This window comes from Mycobacterium stomatepiae (assembly GCF_010731715.1).
GTDB classification, from domain to species: Bacteria; Actinomycetota; Actinomycetes; order Mycobacteriales; family Mycobacteriaceae; genus Mycobacterium; species Mycobacterium stomatepiae.
The window spans coordinates 6,113,551-6,128,767 of record NZ_AP022587.1; the positions used below are offsets into that span (position 1 = coordinate 6,113,551).

Here is a 15,217-nt window from a genome sequence, read left to right on the forward strand (position 1 = left end):
ACTCCCAGCGACTTATGCTGGGCCGCCAGCGGATCCGTAGATCAGTCGCCAACCGACCTCCGAGATCGACCGTGCGAATTCCTCGTCGGCCGAAGCGGGGGCGCTGGCGACGTGCTGGGCGGTAAGCCGCTCGAATCCGTAGACGATGAACTTCGCGACCATGTCTGCATCGAGGTCGTTGGGGACCGAGCCCTCCCGCTGCCCGTTGCTGATCCGGTCTCTCATCGCGGTGACGACCGCCTTCATTCTGTCGTCCCAGATTGCGGCTAGTGCGGGTTGGTAGGCGGCAGCTTCGAAATATGCCCCCAGCAGCGGTGCGTGTTCGCGCCACACGTGCACCGTGTTCCAGTCGGCGGCCATGGATTCGCGTCCGCCTGCGCCCGCGGCCCAGGCGCATGCGGTATCGAACAGATCTGCCGTCGCGTCGGCGACGACCCTGCGCAACAGATCGGTCTTGTCAGCGAAGTTCTTGTAAAACGCCGATCGCGCGACACCGGCTTCCTCGCAGATCCGTTGAACTCCGAGGCTGGTGACGCTCTCCCCGGCCGATAGGCAGCGCACGGTCGCGTCGATGACGTCGCGGGTAACACCATTGCTTTTGACTACGTGACCGACCCAAATCTATCCGCGGGGCGATTCAACGCCGTCATCGACCAGATCGAGGCCGGCGGAATCCCCAAAGATCGCTTGCACCACCTGCTTTACACCGACCTGGTCGACGATCCGATTGCCGCGATCGCGGCGATGTACGGTGCGTTCGGTCTGGAACTGACTCAAGCCGGTCGGGACGCGATGCAGCACTACGTCGATGCGAACCCACGGGGTGCCAGGCCGGTGCATAAGCTGAATCTTGGTACCGAAGAGATGAATTCACGCGATCGGATCGCCTTCGCGCGGTATCAGGAATACTTCTCAATTCCCTTCGAGTAGGCGGGAATTGAGGCTTATCAGCTAGTCATTTACCGTTGGCAAACCCTCTAGCGGTGCAGCAGCGTCTCACTGCCGGGGGTGATGCCGCGCCAGCGTTTATAGGCGTGCACGAAAGCCGAGCTGCTGCCATAACCGAGCCGATGTGCGATCTGACTGACTGCAATGCCGTCGGCAATCAGCGCCTCGGCGCGACTTTGGCGGACTTCGTCGACGAGCTCACGGAAGGACGTGCCCTCCAATTCGAGGCGCCTGCGCAGGGTGCGCGTCGACAAAAAAAGATCAGAAGCCACATCGCGCATCGCGGGGACGGTGTCGGCGGCGCGTGCCAGTCGTTCCCGGACCCTGCCGGCGGTACCGACAAGGGATTCACGCCGTGCCAACAGGTCGTTGCACTGGCGCTCACATTCACGCATCGCGTCGATATCGACCTCGCGAGGACGATCAAGAACGGCGTTGCCGAATCCGATGCTGTTGGTGGGCTGACTGAACCGTGGGGTGACGCCGAAGTGCGACCGGTACCGGTCCGCGTCGCAACCCGCGGCGAACGCGAGGTCGATCACGCCGACGGTGATGTCATCGCTGATGTCGCGAAGCGTTGACCATACTGTAGCGATGCAGTGGTCGGCAGCGAACCGTCGGACTTCCGGGGGCAGATGCGACGTGCTCACGACGATGCTGCCGTAGTCTGGTCCAGCCACAAATTCGGCCTCGGCGAGGATGAACGCCAAATCCTGGTAGCGCAGGGCGATCGCAATTGTTTCTCGCAGCGTCGGAGCGCTCATGCAGGCGAAGCCGAACATGCCGAACATCTCGATCGAGTACTGTGCGCCCGCGGTGAGTCCGATGCCAGGCTCGAGGTGCCGGACCAGGTTGGCCGCGATCGTAAGTTCTTGGGCTACGGAGACCTCCGCGAACGGGCCGTCGAGCTGGTCGAGGATCAGATCGGTTCCGCTGAGGCACTCGAGCGGCGTCAGTCCGTGGTCTCTACCAACCCGGAGCAGCAGCCGAGCGCTGCGCGCGCTGCGTGGAAGCAAACGGTTGTTCACATTGGCAGCGTAACGCCGGTGATCGCAGTCGTGGCCGAAAATCTCAATCGTAAGGCTGCGGCGAGCATTGAATGGGGCCTCGACACCGTCATAGCCTCGAGGTCTGACAGGCCCAATCGCGTGCGGCGGCACCGATATTGACAAAAAGGTGGGTGAGGTGGAGTCCAACAAAGACGTCGTGATTCGCTGGCTGAACGCTGTCGCGGAGGGCGACGGCGCGGCGCTGAAAGCGTTATGCACCAAGGACATCGTGCACGAGATCATGGGGACCAGCGTGGTCTCCCGGCAACTAAGCCGGGATGACCTTGTCGCACTGGCGGGAAGCTTGTTCCAGATCACCAAGAGCGGCATCCAGTTCACCATCCTGAATGCGACCGCTGAACACGATCGAGTATCCGCTCAGTTCACCGGGACCAGCGAGCTGGTGACCGGAGTTCCCTACAACAACGTCTACCACCTGCTGTTTCGCCTCCGCGACGGCAGGATCTGCGAGGGCTGGGAGTATTGCGACACCAAACTCGTTGATGAGGTGCTCGGCCCGTTGCTCGCGCGGGAGCCTCAGTGATGCCACTGCAGCAGCTGACGCCGGAGAGAGCTGACACCGTGTCTTCCGACAGCAACCTTGCACTGGTCACCTCTATGTACGAGGCGGTCAAGCACGGCGACCTCGACACCTTTGTCGCCGCATTGTCTCCCGACATCGTCGTGATCGAGCCTGCCTTTCTACCCTACGGGGGCACCTACCGGGGAGTTGACAAGTTTTTGTCACTGTTCGGCGACCTCGCCGCGACGTTTGACGTCGCCGGCCTGAGCGTGGACCGGGTCATCGCCGACGGCGAGACGGTGCTGGGTTTTCTCCGAATGCCATTGGCCGACCAGAAGAGCGTCCTTGATGTCATCGAGCAGTCGACCATCCGGGACGGCAGGGTGACCGAGATGCGGATCTTCGTCCATGACCTCGGAGCACTGTCCCCTCGCTGTTGACGAGGGAGATCACGGACGCCAACCACGCGGCCTCGGGGCGTGAGAGTGCCGACTTTGAGACGTCTAACGCCGAACGCGTCCTGCTGCGATGAAGGGATATGGCGATGAAGGCTTGGCAGATGGTGGGATTCGGCGAGCCGTTGCAATGTGTTGAGTTGCCGGATCCCACGCCCGGTAAGGGCGAAGTGCTAATCGATATCCGGGCGGCGGGTCTGTGCCACAGCGACGTCGCGATGGCCGCCGGAATCCTAAAACCCTTCCCCCACAAGCTACCGATCGTGTTGGGTCACGAAATCGCGGGCGTCATCGCAGCGGTCGGTGACGGTGCGACCGAGTACGCGGTGGGTGATCGCGTAGGTGTGTACCAGCTGGTCGACGGTCATGGCGACACCCGTGACGGAGGATTTGCCCAACGAACGGTTGCTTCGGTCGAGGCGCTTGTCGCGATCCCGGACGGCACCTCCTACGTTCAGGCGGCCGTGGGCACGGATGCGGGTATGACCTCTTATCACGCGGTGATCTCGGCGGGGGGAGTGCGTGCGGGAACCAAACTGGGGATCATCGGCCTGGGCGGTCTGGGCACGATCGGTGCCCGGGTCGGGACCATCACAGGGGCAACGGTTTACGGTGCCGATCCGCAGCCCGTCGCTCGGCAGCGCGGCTATGATGCGGGGATTGTCGAGGCCTTTGACGACGTATCCGAATTCAACGGTCTCAACCTCGATGTCGTCATAGATTTCGCTGGTTTCGGGACGACGACTGCCGTCGCGATCGAAGTGATCAAGCCGGGCGGACGCATTGTCCAGGTCGGACTGGGTGTCGCCGAGGCAACGATTAATACGCTGGCTTTAGTGTCCAAGCAGGTCGAACTGATCGGCAGTCTCGGTGGTGACGCCCACGACATCGCCGCTGTCTATGATCTTTTCGCTTCGGGGCAGTTGGTGACGCCTCTCGTCGAGATCACCTTCGACGATTTGCCTCGTGCACTCCGACAGCTCGACGACGGAACTGCCCCGGGACGTTTCGTTATCTGTCACTGACGGAACGCCGTCCCGAACGGTTTTAGTTGCCATGTAGCGGCAAAATCGAAATACGCTCCGCCGCAAAGCTTGGATGCTGGGAGGCGGTGGTTGCGGACAAGCAGGTGGTGTTAACGTTCGTTCATGAACCTGGACAACAGGCCTAGGGCGATCGTCGTGGGCGCCGGGGTCGCCGGGCTGGCCGCCGCCCATCGGTTGCAGCAAGACGGCGCCTCGGTGACGGTACTGGAAGCGGCGGATCAGGTGGGCGGCACGACTGCGTCAATCCACCGCGACGGGTACATCGTCAACGTTGGAGCCACCGTGCTGGCCGGTTCCTATCAGGCGATGCTCGACATCGCGCAGGAGGTAGGAGTCGGCGACGCGGTGATCACTCCGCCCGCGGTCATCGGCGTGTACCGCGACGGTGTGGTCCACGAGATCAGGGGCGGCGGCCCCGGTGGCATCGTGGACTTTGTCCGCACACCGCTGCTCTCGGTGAGAAGCAAGCTCGCGCTGGCCAAGGCTGTCCCAGATCTGCTCCGGGCCCGCGCCAAGGTGGGTTACACCGACGCCGCCGCGCGCGCCGAACTCGACACGGAAACCGTTGCCCAGTACTGCGATCGGCTGCTCAACCCCGAGATCCGTGATCACCTCCTCGATCCGGTGCTCGGCGGCATCTTCGTGGTCGAAGGCCGAGAGTTGTCCATTGCCGATCTCTGGTTCACGATCTGGAAAGTTCTCTTGGGTGGGCTGCTCGGCTACCGCGGCGGGATGGAATTCTTCGCCAAGGCAGTCGCGGCGCGTCTGGACGTCAGGACGGGTGCCACGGTCACCAATATCGTTCGCACCGAACGAGGCGCGCAGGTCCAGTGGGAAGACGTCGCGGGCCGCCACGACGACGAGGTCGACGGCGTCGTGGTGACCCCATCCGCGCCGCAAGCGGCTGAGATTTTCCCCGAAATAGAGTCGGCAGTGCAAAGTACGATGCTCGACCGCATCGAGCAGGCCAATCTCCTTTCGATCCGGCTCGGCCTGTCCCGGCGTCCGGCGCGAAAGGCGCTGCTGGTTGTTGCGGGGACGGGCCAGCTCGGAGGACTGGCCACCATCAGCTACGAGCACAGCCTGTCGCCGGGCGCCGCACCGGAAGGCAAGGGGCTCATCGGTTTACTGCCCTACCACGAATGGGTCACACCGCGGCTCGGACTCTCCGACGACCAGCTGCTGGCCGAAATACTGCCCGACTTGGAACGCGTCGAGCCGGGTATCAGCGGGCATATCGAATTCGCCGAGATCACACGATGGACGCCGGGGGCCATCAAGCTGACCCACGGTACCCAGCGTGCGATCGCCGACATCAACCGCTGGATCGATCCGCGGGACCGAGTCCAGCTTGCGGGCGACTATGTCGGTATGCCGTCGGTCAACGGTAGCGTCGTCTCCGGAGAGAATGCGGCGCGCCGCCTCGCCGCCACGCTGGCACTAAGGCCTGCGTTGACCGGTCGCTGAGTCGGGGATGCGATGCATTCGCACGGTTTGAGGTCGGTAGTGCCGCAAGGCGTTTCGTTATCTGTCCCTGATCAGCGAAGCGGGCCTGGCCGACCCCCCGAGAATACGGCGAGAATGCGTGGCTACGCCACCGACTCGACCAGGTCGCCTAGGTGGTGCATGTAGATCCGCAACTCGACAGCCCGTTCATCCTCGAAAACGGCATGCTCGATGAATTCGACGACGGACTTCCCGCTGGCGGTCGGGACCCGACAGATCGCACAGACGTGCGCGCCGTCGACCATGATGCGCTCGATCTGCAGGCCGGAAAGGTTGAACCGAACGGCAAACTCCGCGAAAAGTCGTTGCAGACCATCAAGTCCCTGATAGCGGCCGCCGTATGGCAGGTAATCCGGCTCCACGATAGCTACCGACGGTGAAACGTATGACATAAAGGTCTCGAGGTCACCGCGCGTGACCGAACCGTACATGGCTTCAGCGGCTTCTCTCGTCCGCTCAGTCAATTCTGTTATCGTGCTGCTCATCTGCGCTCCTTCATTGTCTAATTCAATCGAGGTAGAAGGCGACGGATGTGGGGGCATAAGGATGGTCGCCCAGTGGGCCCGGGTAGAAGAACACGCCGTTGCGAGCCATCCATCCCGCGAGCTTTGGATATCTGGCCCAGTAGCTTGCGATGGCGCGTTCGGTCGCGGCCTTGTCGAGGAATTCGTAGCGCGGCTGATGGTATGTCTTTCCGGCGATTTCGATGCTGACCGCCGGCGAAGCCTTGAGATTCTTATACCACTGGGCGCGGGTGCCGTAGGCGATGATGTAGACCAGCCGACCCTGTTGGATGCTACCGTCGGCGGTTTCAATGATCACGGTGTGGTGAGCACCGGACTTGCGACCCCGGTGGGTGATCATCGCGAATCGGCTTCCTAAGAGCCGGCCCATCCCCAATTTGAAGATCCACGTCGGTATTCGGTTGATTGCCCACAACAACCGACCGGGTTCCTGCTGGATGTGGGTTATGTGGGAGCTATCGGCGGTATGCGCCATCGATCACACCTCCTTGGATGGTCAGGTGGTGGCGGAACTTACGGCTGCATGTTCATCCAGGGCCAAGGGGGTCACACCGAGCCTCGTCCGAATCTCGGATGCCAATCCGTGCCATTTCAGCGCGTGCTGTGGGTCGGCGCTTGCAGCAAAATTGAAGAGCGAGATCTCGGTGATGCCGGCTTCGACAAAGCTCTGCAGCCGAGCCGCGACTCGCGCCGGCGATCCCCAGACACAGGCGTGGTCCAGGATCTCGTCGGGCACGCGTTCGACGAGTTGGCTGGCCTGCATCGCGGTGACCTTGTTGATATCCATGTCTTTGGCCCAGTTGAAGTCACCGAACGGGTGATCGTAGCCCCACTTCTTCCATGCGTCACTGCCTGCGATGGATGCACCGATCACACCCAGCCAGCCCACGGGAGGCCTGCGTGCCATTTCCCACGCTTGGTCATCTGTCTCGCCGATCGACGCGAAAACCTGTGCGACGAAACGCAAGTCATCTGGATCTCGTCCCGCCATCGCGGCGGCGGCCTTGACGACGCTTATCGTATCCGCGAGTAAACCGACGTCGTCCATTACCCCGCCGGGTAAAAAGGTCAGCCAGCCGTCGCATTGCGCACCCGCAAGTTCCAGCAGCCTCTTTGCGCCGCCAACAATCAACAGTTCGGGATTTCGGCCGTTGAACTGTGGGATCGGAAAGACGGCGTTGGTCAGCGGCCAGAACTCGGACGGACGGGAGATCGGTTTACCGCCTGATTCCCAGAGCGCTTTGAACACCCGAATCGACTCTTCCAGTTTGCCAATCGGTTTGGTGCGGGTTTCGCCGTAGGGCTCGAACTGCTTGGCTTCGCCGGATTCAAGAGCGAATGTCATACGGCCGCCGGATAGGTGCTGCAGCGTCGCCATCTCCTGCGCCATGAGCGCGGGGCTGCGGCGCAGTGGGTCAACAACTGCCAGCATGATGTCGATCTCGCGCGTGAGAGCTGCTGTCGCCGCACACATTTCGAACGAGCCATACCACACGTCGGAGTACATTCCGGTGGGTGCGGTCGGGTCTGTGTCGGCGACCGGCACCTGCAGCAGACCGGTGGGATGGGCGCCGCTGAGCTGGTCGGGATAGTTGATGAAATCCCAGCCGAGCGCCTCGGCACGTTCCGCTGCGGCCAGCGCTTCGCGGGCTGGCGGGAACATCCGGCCACAGAGGCCGACTTTGAGCTGCCTTTTCATACCGGGGAGAGCCCTTTCTCAGCGTACCGCTGTCGCGGCGCGGGCGGAATCGAGCCTAAAATCCCGCTTCCAGTGGAACTGTGGCGCGTCGGCGACCATCACTCCGGCAGGAGCGTCGATGACCGAAGCGATCGCCTGGACAGCGGGTATGGCGGTGCCGAGCATCGAAGGATGCGTTGGATTGTCTGGGTGAACCGCGTCGCCGCGTGGGGTCCCGGACAGTTCCGCGCACAGTTGGAAGCTCGGTCGTCCATCGATCTGGATCTTCCAGACATCGTCGCCGTGACCCAGTGCTTCTTCGGGCCGCATCGCGTCGGTGGCGTACCAATTGACTTGGGTACTCAGGGTGGGGCCATTCGTGCAGTAGGCGGTCCACCGGAATCGCACCAATGCGACCGTGCCGGCCTTCAAAGTGAACAGGTCCGGAATCTCGATATCCACCGGTGTTGATATGTGATCGTCGTCGCGCTCGAGTCGCTCGATCGTCAGGCCCATGTGATGTGCTGCGTAGTAGAGGCTTTGGGTCAGGTAGTTGTTCACGGTGCCCGCTACCGCGTCGACCATTTCCGGTTGGGTGGCTTCCATGCCGAATCCCATGATGGTGAGGAATTCTGCGCCGCTAGTGATGTGCTCGATGTTGACATACTCGGAGAGCGAGATTCGCTCCACCGCATTGCACAGCCCCGTCGCGGTCAGCGCCACGCGCTCGAACAGAAACCCGGGGTTGATACCCGTACCGAACAGCGTCGCGCCTCCCTTCTTGGCTGCTGCGTCGAGTCGCTCGAACGCCGCGTCGCCGCGGCGGTGCGGATATTGGTAAGGCAGCACGGTGATGACGTTAATGCCGTGTTCTAGCAACATGACGAGATCGCTGTCGGCAGCGAAGTCGCCGAAGTCGCGTGGGGCGTGGATGATGCATTCGGGTTGTGTGGCCAGGAATTCGGCGAGGTTGGTGCTGACGCTAACCCCGACGGGCGCCATCCCCGCGAGCTTACCGGCATCCGTGCCGTGTTTGGCTGTGTTGTAAGCGAATACGGACACCAGATCGGTTTCGGGAAGGTGGATGAGTTCGCGTATCGCGGCGACACCGACCGTTCCCGGGCCCCAGACCGCGATTCGATACGGCGGGCGCAGGTCATTACCACTCATGCCAGCGAACGTTAGTTATACGCGGTTCTGGGCTCAATCGTCTGCGGGGCCAAACAATTGATCGTTTCGGCCGTCAGACAACGAGGCAGCGGTCATGCGTTTGAACGCGCCGCGCGTTCGTCCGTTGCCGCCTCGTCGCGAATGGCGCGCAGCAGAACGACGGTCATCACGATGTACCAGATGCCAAAGACAGCGGCGGGTATCCAGAACCCGATCACTCCGGTCCATGCGAACGGGCCCGTCTTGAAGAAGATGATCATGCTCGCCGGAAGCAGCAACAGTGCGACCCAGAGGTTGAAGAACCCGAGCCAACGCGGGAACACCGGCGTTGTGCTGCGGTCGTGGAAGATCGCAACAACGAGTGCGCCGAGCTGGCCGAAGATCGGTGGCCACGGCAGGATCAACATCACGTAGGACAGGTCGTTGACGAGCTTCGTCAGCTCCGCCGGGCGCTCGGGGCGAAACAACCCACCGATGAACAGCAGCATCGGGATGATCAACACGACGGTGACGATGATCCCGGAAGCGAACTGCAGAATTGCCAAACTGGGCACACGCAACTCGGTTCGCCGGATTTGCATGCTGATCGCGAAGAAGAACGGGATCGTCAAGAAGATGCCGATCAATGCCAGCAGCGCGCCGAGCCGGTGGGCGTTGACGGTCTCACCGTAGGCCGCGGCCACCTGCTGGGCTTGCCACGACGGTGGTATGAGCGGAATGAAACCGCCCATCAAACCCCAACCGCCGAACAACAGAACCACGAACGCCGGACCACACCACGTGCAGAAGGTCTGGATCTTGCGCGACAATTCGATGTCGCGCAGCAGCTCGTCGGGTGCCGTCATTGCTTCCTTTGGTCGCGGATCGCCGTCTGCGCGGCGAGCTTGCCCGGCAGGGCGCACACTCCGCCCACGGGGTGGGTGCCCGCGCCACTGAGATAGAGCCCCTGCACCGGCGTCCGATAGCCGCCCAGGCCGGCCGCGGGCTTCAGTGGCCCGAACCGGGTGATCAGCGGGTCGACGTGATAGACGTTGCCCGCCGGAGCGTTGAACCTCTCTTCGAGGTCGGGTCCACCGAGCACGGCCCGATCGATCTCGAGCTTGTCGAGTCCCTGGTAATGCTGCGCAGTATCCCGCAATACGGCGTCGCCGACCTTGTCGCGGACGTCGTCCCATGGCTCTTCCGGTGTCGCCGGGATGACGCCCGACCACAGCCACAAATTGTCACGTCCCTCGGGGGCCTGGGTGGGGTCCACCGCGGTCGGGATAATGGCACAGCTGACCGGCACCGGGTCTGGCCATTGCCCGCGCACAACGGCGTTCCAAGCGTCGTCCTGTTCCTTCAGGGTGTGCCAGGCAATGAGGTACTTGCGCAGGTCCAGTCCGTCACCGCGCCAATCTTCGTGCTTCTTCATCGTCACTTGGCCCTCGAGGGCGACGTTGATCTTCAGCGAAGTCGCGTGTGTCTTGCGAATCGGAATGTCCTTGGCGCGCGCCGAAAGTTTCGTATCCAGCGTGCCCTCCGGCAGCAGTTCGTTGAGCGTCACGACCGGATTGCAGGTCGTCAGGACACCCTTGCGTGCCGCGACGAAGCGACCGGATTCCAGCTGCACGCCGGTCACCCGGTCGTTGGACACGGCAAGCCGCTGCACTCGGGTGTTGGTATGCACCGTGCCGCCCAGCGCAGTGAGGCAGCGATGCAGGGCAGCGAGCAGCGCGCCGGCGCCGCCGACCGGCATCGCATTCGCAACCTTTTGCACGACACCGAGATAGATCATCGCCCATGCGGTCGCGTCCAGACGCATCTGCGAGAAGGCCGCCATGGCTGCCAGTGCGCCCTTGGGCAATTCGGTTTCGAAGGTCTCCTCGAGGAATTCGGTGTGCGACGCGGTGATCATGTTGCGCAAGCCGGCGATCTTCTTGAGGTGGCGGGCGGCGCCGAATAACGAGCCGGCCATCTCGCGATTGAACGGGCGCAGTGGATGCGACTTCATGTAGGCCACGACCACGTCCATGATCGGGTCCAGCGCGTTAGCCATGTCCAGCCACGCTCGGGCGTCTTTAGGTGAAAAGCGCCGCAGTTCGTCGGCGGTGCGGCTGGCGTCCTTCCAGATGGCGAGCGAACTTCCGTCCGGCGCCAACTGAATGTGCGCGGGGTCCACCGAGATTCGTCGTAGCCCGTATTTGTGGAGTTGGAGATCCTCGGCCACTCCGGAGAGCTGGAAAATCCCGGTCAGCTGGATGGCGCCCTCGTTGAAGTAGTGACCCGGAGCCTTCGACAGGGTGGCGTTGGTGGAGGTCATCCCGCCCACGGTGGGCGACGCTTCCACGACGGCCACCCGAAATCCGGCCCGGGCCAGGTAACACGCGGCGGTCAACCCGTTGTGTCCGGCCCCGATGATCAAGTAGTCGGCATCGGTGGGCAGATTATTTTCCGTCATACCTGTGATCCTGATCGAACTCGATTGCAAAATCAAGATTGAGATGACGATCGAATACGATACTGCTGTCGTGACACTTCCCGCTGCCCCGATGGGGCGCCGCGATCGGCGAAAGGCCGAAGCTCGGCAACGGCTCCTGAACGCAGCCCATCGGCTGATTGCCGAGAACGGGGTGGCGGACCTTCGAATCGGCGATGTCACCGATCTTGCCGATCTGGGCTTCGGCACCTTTTACACCTACTTCCCGTCCAAGGACGCGCTCATCGAGGCGGTCGTCGCCGATCTGCTCGCCAGCCTGGCCGCTCGGATTGGTTCCGACGCACTCGAGTTCAGCGATCCCGCCGAGGCCGCCTCGGCGTCCTATCGGCGTTTCCTGCGCTTCAGCCGAGACGAGCCCGAATTGGCGCGGGTGCTCGTCGAACTCGACCGGGTCAACGCGATCTTCGAGGACGCGGTGACGCCGTGGGCGATGGAGACGCTGTCCCGCGGCCGTAAATCCGGCCGATTCACGATCGACGATCTGGAGCTTGCCCTGACATCGATCGTGGGTGCGGCGCTGGCCGCCATCCGGTCGATCCTCGCCGGCCGCCTGCCCCCGGGTCCCAAGACCGAGTCCCGCGGCGCGGAGATGATGCTGCGCGGCTTCGGCGTCGACCCCGAGTCCGCGCGGGAGATTGCGCGACGGAAACTGCCGTAGCTTCCATCCGCAGCAAGACCACCCCTGGCGTACGCGGAGTGACGCTCAGAATCGTTCCACAACAAGGCATTTCATCACACCCGGCGTTCGGCGGACAACCGCGGCGGTGCAGTCGGCAGCTCCCCTGATCGGCGTGTGCCGACGTCAAGCGCACTGAATTCTAATTCATTATTGAAAAGAGTTTCAGCGAGGACTAGTTTGATAGGCACCGAATGGTCCCGGGGAATTCCGTCTGCCTGAACGGGGTCGATCGATAGCCCGACCTGAAGGAGCCGCCCTCATGGCACTACAACACGACTTTGGCCACGAGACTGTCCGTGCGGCCAGGAAATCCGCGAGTGTGGCCGAGCCGTTGAACGCGTCCGTAGTTTCGGGCTTCGGGGCTCAGCGAACGTTCCAACGCGCGTGCGCTTTTAGCGGCATCATCTGCCCGTTGTTGTTCTTTGGTGGACTGATGCTGTCCGGGTTCCTACCGCCGCTGCGGCCGGGCGCGTCGGCGATTGAGATCGCTGCGCACTACCAACAACATGCGACCGGAATCCGGTTCGGTGCGGCGTTGATCCTGTTGGCGTCGATGTTCTACATCGCTTACTCGGGAGCGATCTACGGACAAATCCGCCGCATCCCTGGTGCTGGCCACACCGCGGCGGGCGTGGCACTGGCCGGCGGAGCGGTGGCCTCGGTGACATTCATGATTCCTCCGATGTTGTGGGCGGTCACCGCGTTTCGTCCCGAGCGCGCGGCGGAGACCACCCAGGCGCTGAACGACATGGCCTGGTTCATCGTGGTGATGCCGTGGGCGCCGTTCATGGCGCAGAACTTCGCGTTCGCCTTCGCCATCCTCACCGATTCGCAACGCAGGCCACTGTTTCCGCGTTGGCTTGGCTACCTCAACATCTGGGCCACTCTGGTCTACACCCCGGCCATCGTGTTGCAGTTCTTCAAGGATGGTCCGTTCGCGTGGAACGGTGTCTTCGTCTTCTGGTTGCCGGCGGTGGTCTTCGGTATTCAGTTCGTGGCGAATACCGTCTGGCTGCTGAAAGCGGGGAGCTCCTCAACCGTTACCGTCGACGACTCGATCGCCCGCGATAGCGCCTGACGGCAATGGGGGACGCGCGGCTGCAGCGGATCGGGATCTGGTGCGGGCCCGCCATGGCGATTGTGACCCTGGTCGGTGCTGTCCTGCTCGGCCGGTTCATTCAGCCCTTCATGAGCCCGTCGGACACCGTGGCCGTGTTGGCGGCGAAGTATGCCGAACACACCACTGGCGTTCGCATCGGTGCAATTGTCTCGGCCATTGGTCTCGCCCTCATCGGCCCGTTTGGCGGCGCGATCGCGGCGCAGACACGGCCGGCGGAGGGTGCGCGCCCCTTTCTCACCTATGTCCAGGTCGTCTCCGTCGCGGTCGCGAGTGTTTTTGTCGTGCTGGCATGCACGATATGGGCGCTCACCGCGTTTCGTCCCGGTGACTACCCGCCCGAGATTGTGCGATACAGCAACGATCTGGCCTACTTTCTCTTCATCTTCACCTGGCCGCCCTTCACGGTCTGGTTTATCGCGATCGCACTCGCCGCGTTCAAGGATCCCGACGAAGCGCCATTCCCGCGGTGGTCCGGATATCTGTGCATCTGGCTCGCGATGCAAATCTCGGCGGGCGCGTTGATCGCCTTCTTCAAGACAGGGCCGTTCGCTTACAACGGGCTTTTCGCCCTGTACCTTCCGGTCATACTCTTCTTCGTCTGGGTGGTCGCGATGACCTTTGCGATGTTGCGGACCTATCCGGCCGGCGGTAGGCGACCGTGCGGGAGATCGCTCGGCGACAACCACTGCGGTGCGCCCGACCGAGCCTGCGTTACCGTCGACGATCGCGCGGTTTCAGATCGCGACCTCCGGCCGGCGTCCGCAGTCATTAATGGTGCAAGGGATTCCGACTTTCCGGGTCGCGTTGCCGCCCGCGGCTGGACACCGTTCCCGGCGTCGGACGGCGCGGGGTCAGAAATCGTCGGCTCGGCATTCGCCTCCTGTAGTGCCGACAATGGCTTGTTTCGCACCCGAAATCAGATTCCCAGTGCACCGAATGTGTCCAGGTCAACGACGGCAGCGACGTGCCGTTCGGCCATGACCGAAACCCGGTCAATAGGTTGCATTTCCGGCGGTGTCAGAGCCCAGAACGTTCCGTGCAGGCTGCTGCGTCGGTAGGCTTCGAAGGCTTTTTCATACGACAAGTCAGGTCCGCCGTGGGCCTTCAGGTTCTTGAGATAGCCGCGTAACAGTTCTTCCTGGTGTTCTCGGCGATCGGCGATCTCGAGAGCACCGACGAGGAAGTACGCGACGTCATAGCTCCAGGGGCCCAGACAGGGACATTGCCAGTCGAGAAAACCGGGAGCGCCAGAGGTGTCGAGGAAGGTGTTGCCGACGTGGGCATCGCCATGCGCGAGACAGAGATGCTGGCTGTCGTCCCATGCCCATAGGGTCGAAAATGCCAGGCGGAATCCCGCTGCGTCGGGAAGGTGGGCAGACAGCGCAGTAAGTTCGGGCACCAAACGCTGTCGCTGCACGTGTTCGGTGGAAAACAGTACGGGTGCCGCGCCGCGCACCGAGGTTGATCCCACGGCCAAACCGAGGCCTTGTGCGTCAGCTGCCGTGTTCCAGGTTGCGGCATGCCACTTGGCCTGTTGCTCGAGGCCCGCGGCGACGGCATCAGGTGTCCAAGGCTGGGTCGGCTCGCCGAATGTATACCCGGTGTTGCGCAGGTTCTCGAGGATCACGATGCCTTGGGAGCGGCTATTGTCGATGGCAGCGTAGTAGCAGGTCGGCAGCCGCAATGTGGTGCGCGCGGCGATGTTGCCGTAGAAGATCGCTTCCAACACATAGGCTTCGGCGACTCCGAAGGCGCGGACCTGTTCGCCGAAGCCGCCTTTGACGCAGATACTGGAAGGGCCGTCGGCGTCTGGGTCGACGTAGGTCACGTCAAAGAAAAGTTTTGTTCCGGTGCCTCGGATCGCGCCGGACGGCGCCAGCGCGGCGATGGTATGTCCCAGTGCCTGACTGAGGAATTCGGGTGTCAGGTCTTCCTCGGCCATGGGCAGGGTAGCTTCTCGCCGCAATTTTGCCGTCATGCGTGCTCCTTGTCGTGGGATTTTTTCCCGGAGCCGTTGGCCCGTCCAAGCCTCACCGACCG

At 62.6% G+C, this 15,217-nt stretch carries 16 protein-coding genes; 7 read left to right on the forward strand and 9 right to left on the reverse strand.

Going from position 1 to position 15,217, the window contains the following annotated elements; genetic code table 11:
* Positions 1–12: 12 nt before the first annotated feature.
* Positions 13–561: a TetR/AcrR family transcriptional regulator gene (locus G6N54_RS28965; protein ID WP_163794215.1), complete on the reverse strand. Its 549-nt coding sequence runs from the start codon at positions 559–561 to the stop codon at positions 13–15.
* A 45-nt stretch (positions 562–606) separates the two neighbouring features.
* Between G6N54_RS28965 and G6N54_RS28970 the strand changes: the two genes are divergently transcribed.
* On the forward strand, positions 607–930 hold the full coding sequence (locus G6N54_RS28970) for a sulfotransferase (protein WP_163794218.1): 324 nt from the start codon (positions 607–609) through the stop codon (positions 928–930).
* A gap of 47 nt (positions 931–977) precedes the next feature.
* On the opposite strand, the gene G6N54_RS28975 is transcribed toward G6N54_RS28970, so the two are convergent.
* A complete protein-coding gene (locus tag G6N54_RS28975; protein ID WP_163794220.1) occupies positions 978–2,108 on the reverse strand; it encodes an AraC family transcriptional regulator in 1,131 nt (376 codons plus the stop codon).
* 25 nt (positions 2,109–2,133) lie between these two features.
* Here G6N54_RS28975 and G6N54_RS28980 point away from each other — a divergent pair, with 25 nt between their 5' ends.
* From G6N54_RS28980 to G6N54_RS28995, 4 genes are all read left to right on the forward strand, one after another.
* A complete protein-coding gene (locus G6N54_RS28980) occupies positions 2,134–2,541 on the forward strand; it encodes a nuclear transport factor 2 family protein (protein ID WP_163794222.1) in 408 nt (135 codons plus the stop codon).
* Positions 2,541–2,960 (forward strand): nuclear transport factor 2 family protein, encoded by a 420-nt coding sequence (locus tag G6N54_RS28985; protein WP_163794224.1) that lies wholly within the window; start codon positions 2,541–2,543, stop codon positions 2,958–2,960. Before G6N54_RS28980 ends, G6N54_RS28985 begins: the two co-directional genes overlap by 1 nt.
* Positions 2,961–3,079: 119 nt before the next feature.
* Positions 3,080–4,000, forward strand: coding sequence for an alcohol dehydrogenase catalytic domain-containing protein (locus G6N54_RS28990; protein WP_264078300.1), 921 nt, complete (start codon positions 3,080–3,082; stop codon positions 3,998–4,000).
* A gap of 123 nt (positions 4,001–4,123) precedes the next feature.
* The gene (locus tag G6N54_RS28995; RefSeq protein ID WP_163794228.1) at positions 4,124–5,488 is read left to right on the forward strand and encodes a protoporphyrinogen/coproporphyrinogen oxidase; all 1,365 of its coding nucleotides are present in this window, start codon (positions 4,124–4,126) and stop codon (positions 5,486–5,488) included.
* A 122-nt stretch (positions 5,489–5,610) separates the two neighbouring features.
* Here G6N54_RS28995 and G6N54_RS29000 read toward each other — a convergent pair whose 3' ends face one another.
* From G6N54_RS29000 to G6N54_RS29025, 6 genes are all read right to left on the reverse strand, one after another.
* Positions 5,611–6,012, reverse strand: coding sequence for a nuclear transport factor 2 family protein (locus G6N54_RS29000; RefSeq protein ID WP_163794230.1), 402 nt, complete (start codon positions 6,010–6,012; stop codon positions 5,611–5,613).
* 22 nt (positions 6,013–6,034) lie between these two features.
* On the reverse strand, positions 6,035–6,526 hold the full coding sequence (locus G6N54_RS29005; protein ID WP_163794232.1) for a nitroreductase family deazaflavin-dependent oxidoreductase: 492 nt from the start codon (positions 6,524–6,526) through the stop codon (positions 6,035–6,037).
* Positions 6,527–6,547: 21 nt separating this feature from the next.
* Positions 6,548–7,750 (reverse strand): LLM class flavin-dependent oxidoreductase, encoded by a 1,203-nt coding sequence (locus G6N54_RS29010; protein ID WP_163794234.1) that lies wholly within the window; start codon positions 7,748–7,750, stop codon positions 6,548–6,550.
* An 18-nt stretch (positions 7,751–7,768) separates the two neighbouring features.
* Positions 7,769–8,899 (reverse strand): NAD(P)H-dependent amine dehydrogenase family protein, encoded by a 1,131-nt coding sequence (locus tag G6N54_RS29015; RefSeq protein ID WP_163794236.1) that lies wholly within the window; start codon positions 8,897–8,899, stop codon positions 7,769–7,771.
* Positions 8,900–8,991: 92 nt separating this feature from the next.
* On the reverse strand, positions 8,992–9,744 hold the full coding sequence (locus tag G6N54_RS29020; RefSeq protein WP_163794238.1) for a hypothetical protein: 753 nt from the start codon (positions 9,742–9,744) through the stop codon (positions 8,992–8,994).
* Positions 9,741–11,339: a phytoene desaturase family protein gene (locus G6N54_RS29025; protein ID WP_163794240.1), complete on the reverse strand. Its 1,599-nt coding sequence runs from the start codon at positions 11,337–11,339 to the stop codon at positions 9,741–9,743. The genes G6N54_RS29020 and G6N54_RS29025 overlap by 4 nt, the downstream gene beginning before the upstream one ends.
* 70 nt (positions 11,340–11,409) lie before the next feature.
* Between G6N54_RS29025 and G6N54_RS29030 the strand changes: the two genes are divergently transcribed.
* Positions 11,410–12,036, forward strand: coding sequence for a TetR/AcrR family transcriptional regulator (locus tag G6N54_RS29030; RefSeq protein WP_232073153.1), 627 nt, complete (start codon positions 11,410–11,412; stop codon positions 12,034–12,036).
* A 280-nt stretch (positions 12,037–12,316) separates the two neighbouring features.
* A complete protein-coding gene (locus G6N54_RS29035) occupies positions 12,317–13,135 on the forward strand; it encodes a hypothetical protein (protein ID WP_163794242.1) in 819 nt (272 codons plus the stop codon).
* A 958-nt stretch (positions 13,136–14,093) separates the two neighbouring features.
* On the opposite strand, the gene G6N54_RS29040 is transcribed toward G6N54_RS29035, so the two are convergent.
* Positions 14,094–15,155 carry a phosphotransferase gene (locus G6N54_RS29040; RefSeq protein WP_163794244.1) on the reverse strand — a complete coding sequence of 354 codons (1,062 nt, stop codon included), beginning with the start codon at positions 15,153–15,155 and terminating at the stop codon, positions 14,094–14,096.
* Positions 15,156–15,217 lie beyond the last annotated feature (62 nt).

Bases quoted from the DNA above. Each gene is read 5' to 3' on its own strand.
- G6N54_RS28985 (WP_163794224.1), top strand. From the start codon at position 2,541: ATGCCACTGCAGCAGCTGACGCCGGAGAGAGCTGACACCGTGTCTTCC.
- G6N54_RS28990 (WP_264078300.1), top strand. From the start codon at position 3,080: ATGGTGGGATTCGGCGAGCCGTTGCAATGTGTTGAGTTGCCGGATCCC.
- G6N54_RS28995 (WP_163794228.1), top strand. From the start codon at position 4,124: ATGAACCTGGACAACAGGCCTAGGGCGATCGTCGTGGGCGCCGGGGTC.
- G6N54_RS29000 (WP_163794230.1), bottom strand. From the start codon at position 6,012: ATGAGCAGCACGATAACAGAATTGACTGAGCGGACGAGAGAAGCCGCT.
- G6N54_RS29005 (WP_163794232.1), bottom strand. From the start codon at position 6,526: ATGGCGCATACCGCCGATAGCTCCCACATAACCCACATCCAGCAGGAA.
- G6N54_RS29010 (WP_163794234.1), bottom strand. From the start codon at position 7,750: ATGAAAAGGCAGCTCAAAGTCGGCCTCTGTGGCCGGATGTTCCCGCCA.
- G6N54_RS29015 (WP_163794236.1), bottom strand. From the start codon at position 8,899: ATGAGTGGTAATGACCTGCGCCCGCCGTATCGAATCGCGGTCTGGGGC.
- G6N54_RS29020 (WP_163794238.1), bottom strand. From the start codon at position 9,744: ATGACGGCACCCGACGAGCTGCTGCGCGACATCGAATTGTCGCGCAAG.
- G6N54_RS29025 (WP_163794240.1), bottom strand. From the start codon at position 11,339: ATGACGGAAAATAATCTGCCCACCGATGCCGACTACTTGATCATCGGG.
- G6N54_RS29035 (WP_163794242.1), top strand. From the start codon at position 12,317: ATGGCACTACAACACGACTTTGGCCACGAGACTGTCCGTGCGGCCAGG.
- G6N54_RS29040 (WP_163794244.1), bottom strand. From the start codon at position 15,155: ATGACGGCAAAATTGCGGCGAGAAGCTACCCTGCCCATGGCCGAGGAA.